Origin of the sequence: Nocardiopsis sp. MG754419, assembly GCF_018207095.1 — a bacterium.
In the GTDB taxonomy this organism is placed as follows: domain Bacteria; phylum Actinomycetota; class Actinomycetes; order Streptosporangiales; family Streptosporangiaceae; genus Nocardiopsis.
In genome coordinates this window covers 42,676-51,594 of record NZ_QOCZ01000021.1, presented here as the reverse complement: position 1 = coordinate 51,594, position 8,919 = coordinate 42,676, and the positions used below count along the sequence as shown (strand labels likewise).

General features: G+C 70.8%; 5 protein-coding genes, 1 tRNA gene and 1 other RNA gene. 4 read left to right on the top strand and 3 right to left on the bottom strand.

Translation table 11 applies throughout. The annotated features are described in order from the left end of the window. On the bottom strand, window positions 1-1,796 hold a 1,796-nt coding region (locus DSY14_RS06730), incomplete at its 3' end, for a DNA polymerase III subunit gamma and tau (protein ID WP_211715584.1). A gap of 117 nt (window positions 1,797-1,913) precedes the next feature. Further along, an RNA gene (gene ffs / locus DSY14_RS06725) (signal recognition particle sRNA small type) lies at window positions 1,914-2,009 on the bottom strand. A gap of 107 nt (window positions 2,010-2,116) precedes the next feature. Between ffs and DSY14_RS06720 the strand changes: the two genes are divergently transcribed. Beyond that, window positions 2,117-2,204: transfer RNA gene (locus DSY14_RS06720), tRNA-Ser, on the top strand. Between the two features lie 172 nt (window positions 2,205-2,376). Further along, window positions 2,377-3,741, top strand: a complete 1,365-nt coding sequence (locus DSY14_RS06715) for a hypothetical protein (RefSeq protein WP_211715583.1) — start codon at window positions 2,377-2,379, stop codon at window positions 3,739-3,741. 41 nt (window positions 3,742-3,782) lie between these two features. Here DSY14_RS06715 and DSY14_RS06710 read toward each other — a convergent pair whose 3' ends face one another. Next, on the bottom strand, window positions 3,783-5,522 hold the full coding sequence (locus DSY14_RS06710) for a pyruvate dehydrogenase (protein ID WP_211715582.1): 1,740 nt from the start codon (window positions 5,520-5,522) through the stop codon (window positions 3,783-3,785). A 164-nt stretch (window positions 5,523-5,686) separates the two neighbouring features. Between DSY14_RS06710 and DSY14_RS06705 the strand changes: the two genes are divergently transcribed. Together DSY14_RS06705 and DSY14_RS06700 are read left to right on the top strand one after the other, a co-directional pair. Next, window positions 5,687-6,520 carry an aldo/keto reductase gene (locus DSY14_RS06705; RefSeq protein ID WP_307851142.1) on the top strand — a complete coding sequence of 278 codons (834 nt, stop codon included), beginning with the start codon at window positions 5,687-5,689 and terminating at the stop codon, window positions 6,518-6,520. Between the two features lie 359 nt (window positions 6,521-6,879). Then, complete coding sequence (locus DSY14_RS06700) at window positions 6,880-8,895, top strand: FAD-dependent oxidoreductase (RefSeq protein WP_211715581.1); 2,016 nt, start codon at window positions 6,880-6,882, stop codon at window positions 8,893-8,895. Window positions 8,896-8,919 lie beyond the last annotated feature (24 nt).

Sequence of the window (8,919 nt, the reverse complement as noted above, 5' to 3'; positions counted from 1 at the left end):
GGCGCGGACTGAGCGGGAGGGGCGTCCCACCCCGCGGGCTCGGCCGGGCGCGGCGCGGGCTGGGGGCGGCGCGCCTGCGCGAGACCGCCCGTACCTGCGGGGGCCACCCGCATCTCGGCGCCCAGCACCTGCTGGATCGCCCCCGCGACGACCTGATCGCTGCCGCTGTTGCTGAAACCCTTGGCCTCGTTGGGCTTGCTGAAGCCGAGCAGGACGGTGTTGCCCTCGACCCCGACCGGCTGCACGTCACTGCCGTGGAGCATCATCCAGGTGAACCGGCGACGGCCCTTGACCGCCTCCATGACCTGGTGCCAGGCACCCTGGAGCCGGCCGAGGTCCACCGGCCCACCGCCCCCACCGGAAGGCGCGCCCTGTTGGGGGGCCGTCCGGGATCGGGCGGGCGCCGGGGCGTCCCAGCCGGAGGGTTCGTTGCGGGAGGCCTGGCGCGGGGCCGGCTCGGCGGGCCGCGACGGCGCGGGCTGCGGCGCCTGTGCCTGACGCTCGGGCTCGGGTTCGGGCCGGGCAGGGGTCTGCGGAGCGGACGCCGGGGGCGCGGCGGGGGCCTGCGCCACCGGAGCCGCGGGCGCCGGGGCGGCCGGCGCCTGACGCCCGAGGTCGGCCGAGGCCACCGCACCGGAGGCCAGTCGGCGCTCCATCTGCTCCAGCCGGGCCAGCAGCGCGGTCTGGTCACCGTCGGTGGCGGGCAGGAGGATCCGCGAACACAGCAACTCCAGGAGCAGGCGCGGCGCGGTGGCGCCCCGCATCTCCGTGAGGCCGTGATTGAGGATCTCCGCCGCCCGGGACAGTTCCGCCGGACCCAGCCGGGAGGCCTGCTCCTTCATCTGGTCCACCGACTCCGGGGAGACGTTGACCAGACCCTTGTCGATGGCGTCCGGAACCGCGGCGAGCACCACCAGGTCACGGAAGCGCTCCAGGAGGTCGGTGGTGAAGCGGCGAGGATCGTGGCCGCCCTCCACCACTCGGTCGACCAGACCGAACACGGCGGCCCCGTCACGGGAGCCCAGGGCGTCGACCATGGCACCGAGCAGGCTGGAGTCGGTGTAGCCGAGCAGGGAGACGGCGCCCTCACGGGTGATGCCGCCCTCGTCCGAACCGGCGATGAGCTGGTCCAGGACGGACAGCGTGTCGCGCGCCGAACCCGCGCCCGCGCGCACCACCAACGGCAGCGCGGCCGGATCGTAGCTCACTTCCTCCTCCTTGAGGAGGTCCTCCATGAGCTCCTTGAGGGTGCTCGGCGGGATCAGCCGGAAGGGGTAGTGGTGGGTCCGCGAACGGATCGTGCCGATGACCTTCTCGGGTTCGGTGGTCGCGAACACGAACTTCAGGTGCGGCGGAGGTTCCTCGACGAGTTTGAGCAGCGCGTTGAAACCCTCGCGGGTCACCATGTGCGCCTCGTCGATGATGTAGATCTTGTAGCGCGAGCTGACCGGCGAGAAGAAGGCACGTTCGCGCAGGTCACGGGCGTCGTCCACGCCACCGTGCGAGGCGGCGTCGATCTCGATCACGTCGATGCTGCCGCCGCCGTCGGGGGCGAGCGACACACAGGAATCGCAGGTGCCGCAGGGGTCCGGGGTGGGTCCCTCGGCGCAGTTGAGGGAGCGCGCGAGGATGCGCGCGCTGGTGGTCTTGCCGCAGCCGCGCGGCCCACTGAAGAGGTAGGCGTGGTTGATGCGTCCGCTCCGCAGCGCCTGGCGCAGCGGGTCGGTCACGTGTTCCTGTCCGCGCACCTCACCGAACGTCGCGGGACGGTACTTGCGGTACAGCGCGATGCTCACGGCGTGATCACTCCCCTGGTCCCTGCCACGGTCCCATTCAACCCGCTGGGGGTGACAACTCGTGCCGGGTCCGGGAAACCGGGAGGGGCGGATCCGGGGCAAGTGCCCCCGAGAACAAGAAAGGACCCCCCGCGCACCCGCCAGAGCCTATTTATCCTTGCTGCCTTCCGGCCCTGGGGAGGTTCATAGGGTGACGCCGCACGAGGGGTCTGCCCCAGAGTGTATCCGACACCGGCACCGCCGCAACCTGGGAGCGACCCCGCCCATCGATCGCGCGGGACCCGTTCGAAGCACTCCCGAATGCCTGTAGAGTTGTTCGCGGAGGATTCGCCTAGTGGCCTAGGGCGCACGCTTGGAAAGCGTGTTGGGTGCAAGCCCTCAGGGGTTCGAATCCCCTATCCTCCGCCAGAGGAACGAAGGCCCCGATCGCACAGCGATCGGGGCCTTCGTCGTTGGTGGGGCCCTTCCGTCCGGGGTACCCCGTTCCCTCCGGGCCCGGGGACCGCCCCGGCTCCGCCGAACTTTTGGACGAGCGCACACGTCTACACGGACGTCCCCATCCGCTGACAGAAGAGCACCCGTGACCTCAGAGAAATCCCCCAGCCCCCCGGTCACCCCCCTGTGGAAGCCGATCCGTTACCGGTGGATCCTGGCCATCGGCCTCGTCACCGTCCTCGTCCTGGGGTGGGCGGTGCTCGGCGGCGACGAGGAGGAGTTGGATCCCCACAGTGCGACCCTGCTGAGGGAACTTCGGGAACACTGGCCCGACCCACAGCACCCCGAGGGCATGGACGACTTCCTCGACGACGCGCGGAGCGAGGTCTGCCCCGACGTGAGAAGCCTCTGCCACGTGCTGTGGGCGGACAGCGTGGAGTTCCGTTCGGGTGAGTACCCCCACCAGGAGATGTCAGCCGTCCTCATCAGCCTGGACGACGAGGGACAGACCCAGCAGACCTGGGTCGAGTGGAGCTACGAGGCCGAGGAGGGAGAGGAGGACGAGGAGAAGACCGATGTCCGTGGTCCGTTCCCCTTCGACCAGAATGTCGCGGCGGTGCGGGTGCGGCCGGTCAAGGAGGGTCACTTCGACAACGTCTGGCTCTTCCCGGAGGGCGCGGCGGACATCGAGGAGATCAGGTACGCCGACGGCGGGGTGGTCACCGAGGAGCTGGAACAGCCCGAGGGAGACCACTTCGAGCACGTGCGCTCCGTCCCCCGGAAATGGTGGGCGAGAAGGGAGTCGCCCGGGACCAGGCCGTTGATCCGCTACCGGGACGGCGCCAGAAACGTCTATTCGGTCGACGAAATCGCTCGCGTGTGCGTGGGCGAGTGGGACAGGGACTGCCACACGACTCTCCCCACGGAGGAGACGCTGGTCTCCTTGCGGCCGATGTGGGACAGCCAGTACAGGTCCGGCTGGCGGAGTTCGGATGAATTCCTCCTGGACGACTCCCTGGAGATCGCCCCGGATCTCGCGGGCGCCCTGGACGAACCGCTCAGCGGGGGCACCGGCCACGTCGCCCGGATCAGCTGGACCGGTCCGGAGACCGAGGACGGGGACGGGGACGGCGTGCCCGAGCAGCTGATCACCTACGCCGTGTACTTCGACGACGGTTCCCCGGCGCTCCTCAGCGCCTACCGGGGCCCGGAGAAGAACCCCGTCACCAGGTCGGCGCAGGCCGGGCCACCGGAGGGGGTCGACGGGATCACCCTCTTCCCGTACACCTCCGACGAGGACTCACCGCTCCTGGTGCCCGTCTTCTTCCACCCCTCAGGCCAGCGGATCCTGCTCGCCCCGGACGTCGAGGAGGCGGGCGGCGGTTCCGGTTACACCGTCTACGAACCGCTGGACGCGGAGGTGCCCCCGTCGGTGGCGTACGTGTTGACGGAGGGGGACGGCCAGCCCCTGGCGACGGGTTGGCTGGACAACGGCGACCTACGGCCGTGACCCGGTGACCGGGGGCCGGGGACCGGCCCCCCGGGGCCGCCCTACGGCCTCGGGATGTTCCGGAGGTTGGAGCGGGCGAGGTCGATCATCGACCCCACCCCGCCCCGGAGCACCGTGCGGCCCGCGGACAGGGCGAACCCGGTGACCTGGTCGGCGGTGATCCGGGAGGGAATCGACAGCGCGTTCGGGTCGGTGACCACGTCCACCAGCACCGGCGCGTCGGCCGCCAGGGCCTCCTCCAGCGCCGACCGCACCTCGCGGGGGTCCGTCACCCGGATCGCTCGCATGCCCACGGCCTCGGCCACCGCGGCGTAGTCCACCGGCGGGTGGTCGGTCTGGGTGGCCGGCATGCCGTCCACCATCATCTCCAGCCGCACCATGCCGAGCGAGGAGTTGTTGAACACCACCGTCGTGATCGGCAGGTGGTGCTGGCGGACGGTGATGAGTTCACCGAGCAGCATACTCAGCCCACCGTCCCCGGACAGGGAGACGATCTTGCGGTCCGGGGCGGCGTAGGCGGCCCCGATGGCGTGCGGCAGGGCGTTGGCCATGGTGCCGTGGGTGAAGGAGCCGATGACGCGGCGGCGGCCGTTGGGTGTGAGGTACCGGGCCGCCCACACGTTGTTCATGCCGGTGTCGACGGTGAAGACGGTGTCGTCGGGGGCCGCTTCGTCCAGGTGCCGGGCGACGTACTCGGGATGGATCGGGGTGTGGTGCTCGATGTCCTTGGTGTAGGCGTCCACCACCCGGGTCAGGGCCCGCTCGTGGCGCCGCAGCATCGCGTCGAGGAAGCGCACGTCGTTCTTGACCTGGACGGCCGGTCGCATGGCGCGCAGGGTGGCGGCGACGTCGCCCTGCACCCCGAGCTTCAGGGGAACGCGGCGGCCCAGACGCCGCGGATCACGGTCCACCTGGACGACGTTCTTCTTGGGCAGGAAGTCGTCGTAGGGGAAGTCGCAGCCCAGCAGGATCGTGAGGTCGGCCTCCTGGAGGGCGTCGTCACACGCCCCGTATCCGAGCAGACCGATCATGCCCACGTCATAGGGGTTCTCGTACTGGATCCACTCCTTGCCGCGCAGGGTGTGCCCGACCGGGGACTTGAGCTTCTCTGCGAGCGCGATGACCTCCTCGTGCGCGCCACGTACCCCCGCACCGCAGAACAGGGCGACCTTGTCGGCCTCGTTGATGCGCCGGGCGAGCTCGCGCACGTCGTCCGCGCCGGGCCAGACGGTGGCGTGCCCGGCGGTCACGGGGGTGGCGTCGGCGGGCCCGGTCGCCCTCTGACCCGCCACGTCGCCCGGCAGGACGAGGACGGCCACGCCGGGAGTGCCGAGGGCGTGTTGGACGGCCACCCGCGCCAGCCGCGGCATCTGGTCCGGGTGCGCGACCATCTCGCGGAACTCGGTGACGTCGCCGAAGAGCCGCTCGGGGTGCGTCTCCTGGAAGAAGCCGGTGCCGATCTGGTGCGAGGGGATGTGTGAGGCCAGGGCCAGCACGGGCACCCCACTGCGCTGTGCGTCGTAGAGCCCCTGGACCAGGTGGGTGTTGCCGGGGCCGCAGGAACCCGCGCACACCGCGAGACCACCGTCGATCTGGGCCTGTGCGGCGGCGGCGAAGGCGGCGGTCTCCTCGTTGCGGACGTGGATCCACTCGATGCCCTCGGTCTCGCGCACCGCGTCCACCACCGGGTTGAGGCTGTCCCCCACCACCCCGTAGATGCGGGTGACCCCGGCACCGATGAGGGTGCGGACGAGCTGTTCGGCGACGGTGTTCCTGCTCAAGTCGGATCCTCCCGGGGACACGGTGCGACCGGGGGCCGCGCGCCCCCGATCCACGCTAGGAGCGGTGCGCGCGGATGCACGGGAACGCCACACGGTCCGGTGGCCGATTCGCCCCGACACCCCCTGGGTAGCGTCCACCGGACGACGCTCTTGAGGGGACCACTGTGATCGGGACGTACACGCTGCTGGACGGGACCACGATGCCCGCCCTCGGATTCGGCACCTACAAGCTCAACGGTGCCCGGGGGGTGGACTCGATGGTCGGCGCGATCGAGCGGGGCTACCGCCTGCTGGACTCGGCGTTCAACTACGAGAACGAGGGCGCGGTGGGCGAGGCCGTGCGGCGCTCGCCGGTCCCGCGGGAGGAACTCCGGGTGGTCTCCAAGCTTCCGGGGCGCCACCACGCCTACGACCAGGCCGTCGCCACGGTCGAGGAGTCGCTGTACCGGGCCGGGCTGGAGTACTTCGACCTTTACCTGATCCACTGGCCCAACCCCCGGCAGGAAAGGTACGTGGAGGCCTGGCGGGCGCTGGTCGACCTGCGCGCTCGCGGCCTGATCCGTTCGGTGGGGGTGTGCAACTTCCTCCCCGAGCACCTGGAACGGGTCGCCGAGGAGACCGGGGTGATGCCGGCGGTCAACCAGGTGGAGCTGCACCCGTACTTCACCCAGTGGCGGCTGCGCGCGTTCCACGAACGCCATGGCGTGCGCACACAGTCGTGGAGTCCGCTGGGCCGGGCCAACGCGGTGCTCTCCGAGCCGGTGATCGCGCGCGTGGCCCAGGACCACGGTCGGAGCACCGCGCAGGTCATTCTGCGCTGGCACCACCAACTGGGGTCGGTTCCGCTGCCCAAGGCGACGGGTCCGGAGCACCAACGGGAGAACCAGGAGATCTTCGACTTCGAGCTCTCCCAGGACGAGATGGCCGCGATCAGCGCCCTGGGCAGGGAGGACGGTCGGACCAAGGGTCAGGACCCGGCGGTCTACGAGGAGTTCTGAGCTCCCACGTCCCGACGGAGGCCGTCCCCTCGGGGGCGGCCCGACGTGTGCCGGGGTGGTCGCACCGTGGCCTTTCCCCAGGGTCGGGAGCGCGGCGGACCGGTGGGGACGCTCGGGGACCGGAAGGGACGGGAATCCGCGCCGGGTCGTGCTCGGCGACGGCCGGACCACGGAGACCGGCGACGGCCGGGGCACCGCACGCCCCGCCCTTCTTCCCGTGGCCCCTCCGGCCACGCTCCCCTCCCCTGCGAGCCCGTGCGCACCTTCTCGGGTGGACTCTCGACTCCTTTTGCAACTTGTTGCATAATGAGGGCGGGTCGGCCGGACACCGACCCCGAGGCACCGCGCGAGGAGAAGCGATGAGCGACTACCCCCACCTTCTGGAACCCCTGGACCTGGGCTTCACCACCCTCAGGAACCGCGTGATCATGGGCTCCATGCACGTCGGTCTGGAGGAGGCCCCCCACGGTTTCGAGAGGATGGCCGCCTTCTACGCCGAGCGCGCCCGTGGCGGTGTCGGTCTGATCGTCACCGGCGGCATCGCCCCCAACCCGGAGGGCGCCACCTTCACCGGCAGCGCCAAACTCACCACGGAGGAGGAGGTGGAGGAGCACCGCGTCATCACGGAGGCCGTGCACCGCGACGGCGGCAGGATCGCCATGCAGATCCTGCACACCGGCCGCTACGCCTTCAGTGAGGAGTCCGTCTCCGCCAGCGCCCTCCAGGCCCCGATCAGCCCCTTCGTGCCGCACGCCCTCACCAATGAGGAGATCGAGCGCACCATCGAGGACTTCGCCCACTGCGCCGAACTCGCCCGACGCGCGGGGTACGACGGCGTCGAGATCATGGGCTCCGAGGGCTACCTCATCAACCAGTTCATCGCCCCCGCCACCAACAAGCGCGAGGACCGCTGGGGCGGCTCCTTCGACGGCCGGGTCCGCCTGCCCCTGGAGATCCTGCGGCGGGTGCGCGAGCGTGTGGGCACCGACTTCATCGTCATCTACCGGCTGTCGATGCTGGACCTGGTCCCCGACGGCTCCACCTTCGACGAGGTCGTCGAGCTCGGCCGCCGCGTGGAGGCCGCCGGCGCCGACATCGTCAACACCGGCATCGGTTGGCACGAGGCCAGGGTGCCCACCATCGCCACGTCCGTCCCCCGCGGCGCCTACACCTGGATCACCGAACGCCTCAAGAAGGAGCTGACCGTCCCGGTGGTGGCGGTCAACCGCATCAACACCCCCGAGGTCGCCGAGAGCATCATCGCCGAGGGCCGGGCCGACATGGTCTCCCTCGCCCGCCCGATGCTGGCCGACGCCGACTTCGTCGCCAAGGCCGCCGCCGGGAAGCCCGAGGAGATCAACACCTGCATCGGCTGCAACCAGGCCTGCCTCGACCACACCTTCAACCTCAAGATCACCTCCTGCCTGGTGAACCCGCGCGCCTGCCACGAGACCGAACTGGTGCTCTCCCCCACCAAGGTCCGCAAGAACGTCGCCGTGGTCGGCGCCGGCCCCGCCGGACTCGCCTTCTCGGTGTCCGCGGCGAGCATCGGCCACACCGTCACCCTGTTCGACGCCGCAGCCGAAATCGGCGGACAGCTCAACATGGCCCGCCGGGTGCCCGGCAAGCAGGAGTTCGACGAGACCCTCCGCTACTACCGCGTCCAGCTCGACCGCCACGGTGTCGACGTGCGTCTGGACACACACGTCACCGCCGCCGACCTCGACGGGTACGACGAGGTCGTGCTCGCCACCGGTGTCAGCCCCCGCACCCCCGCGATCCCCGGCGTCGACCACCCCAGCGTGGTCGGCTACGTCGACGTGCTGCGCGGCGGCGCCGAGGTCGGCGCGAAGGTCGCGATCATCGGCGCGGGCGGTATCGGCTTCGACGTCGCCGAGTTCCTGACCGACACCGGGGAGGAGGCGAGCAGTGAACCGGAGGTCTTCTTCCGGCAGTGGGGCGTGGACCTCGACTACCGGGAGCGTGGCGGCCTGCGCGCCCCCGAACGCGTCACACCGCCGCGCAGGGTCCACCTCCTCCAGCGCAAGACCAGCAAGGTCGGCAAGGACCTGGGCAAGACCACCGGATGGATCCACCGCCTGGAACTGCGCCACCGGGGCGTGGAGATGGTCGCCGGCGCCGACTACCGCCGGATCGACGACGAGGGCCTGCACGTCACCGTGGACGGCGAGGACCGGGTCCTGGACGTGGACACCGTCGTCCTGTGCGCCGGGCAGGACCCGCGCCGCGACCTCGCCGACGCGCTCACCGCGGCCGGGCGCACCGTGCACGTCATCGGCGGGGCCGACGTGGCCGCCGAACTCGACGCCAAGCGCGCCATCAAACAGGGGACCGAACTGGCCGCCTCACTGTGACCGCTCGCGGGTGCGGGCCGGACC